The organism is Streptomyces venetus, from assembly GCF_039540295.1.
Classification (GTDB): domain Bacteria; phylum Actinomycetota; class Actinomycetes; order Streptomycetales; family Streptomycetaceae; genus Streptomyces; species Streptomyces venetus.
This window is the reverse complement of record NZ_BAABET010000030.1, coordinates 1-1,232: the sequence shown is the minus strand read 5'-3', so window position 1 is coordinate 1,232 and position 1,232 is coordinate 1. Positions and strand designations below refer to the sequence as shown.

The 1,232-nt window shown below is 65.7% G+C and carries 2 protein-coding genes; one reads left to right on the top strand and one right to left on the bottom strand.

Annotated features, from left to right (window positions below):
* Positions 1–76: 76 nt before the first annotated feature.
* A complete protein-coding gene (locus tag ABEA82_RS38580; protein WP_345666427.1) occupies positions 77–412 on the top strand; it encodes an ankyrin repeat domain-containing protein in 336 nt (111 codons plus the stop codon).
* Here the strand turns inward: ABEA82_RS38580 and ABEA82_RS38575 are convergent.
* Positions 384–1,183, bottom strand: a protein-coding gene (locus ABEA82_RS38575) for an IS5 family transposase (protein WP_345666428.1) whose coding sequence is annotated in 2 segments (ribosomal slippage) — positions 384–844 and positions 844–1,183 — 801 coding nt in all. Because the reading frame shifts where the segments join, the coding sequence is not laid out codon by codon here. The genes ABEA82_RS38580 and ABEA82_RS38575 overlap by 29 nt on opposite strands.
* Between the last annotated feature and the right edge of the window lie 49 nt (positions 1,184–1,232).

Sequence of the window (1,232 nt, the reverse complement as noted above, 5' to 3'; positions counted from 1 at the left end):
AGACGTCATCTCAATTGGTGGCTGATGGGGTAGATAGTCGCTGGCAGGCGTGCTGTGGGGACGGTTGAATGTCGTGGTGAGCGACTACTGGACACCCGCGCATCAAGCGGTCGAGCAGGAGGATGCTGAGGCCCTGGCCCGGTTGCTGGCCGCTGGTTCCGATCCTGACGAGGTCTTCAGCAACATGACGCTGCTGACGCACGCGATCGAGGCCGAGGGTGATGGCTCCTTGCAGAGCGGGCAGCCGTTGACTGTGCACACCACCGCCGTGCTGCTGGCCTTCGGGGCTGATCCGGAGCTCGCAGACCCAGACGGCCGCACCCCCATGGACATGGCCAATCACTACGGCCACGACCTGGCGATGAAACTTCTGCAGGCCCACATCAGCAGACGAGCCGCCGATAACAGATGAGGGTGCAGGTGATGCTCGTGAAGGCGAGGAAGTGCTCGGCCTTGCGCTCATAGCGACGGTGGAGGCGGCGGCAGCCGGCGAGCCAGGACATGGTTCGCTCGATGGTCCAGCGGTGGCGGCCAAGCCGCTGCGAGGTCTCGGTCCCCTTGCGGGCGATACGGTGCCCGATGCCGCGCCCTCGTAACCATCGGCGCAGGTGAGAGTAGTCGTAGCCCTTGTCTGCGTGGAGCTTGTCCGGCCTGCGTCGTCGCCGCCCGCGGCGAGAACGGACCGGAGGTATGCCCTTCACCAAGGGGATCAGTGCCTGGCTGTCGTGCAGGTTCGCCCCTGAGATTCCGACGGACAGGGGCAGACCCGTCCGCTCGGTGATCAAATGGATCTTCGATCCGTACTTGCCCCGGTCGACAGGATTCGGGCCTGTCAGGTCCCCCTTTTCAGGGCCCGCATGTTCACCGAGTCGATCGCGCAGCGGGACCAGTCCAACTCGCCGCGGGAGCCGAGTTCATCGAGGACCAGGCGATGGAGCTTGGCCCACACCCTGGCCTTCGTCCACTCGGCAAAACGGCGGTGAGCCGTCGCCCCCGACGGACCGAACGACGCAGCGGGCAACTGCTGCCACGTGCAGCCCGACGTGGCCACGAACACGATCGCGGCCAGCACCTCACGGTCGCCATGCCGGCGACGGCCGCCACCCTGAGGCCGCGAAGGCGCCTCCGGCACCACCCGCTGGAACAACTCCCACAATTCGTCCGGCACCAGCCGCTCAACAATCGCCACCACGACCGATAGCCTACCGAGGCAACCAAATGAGATGACGTCT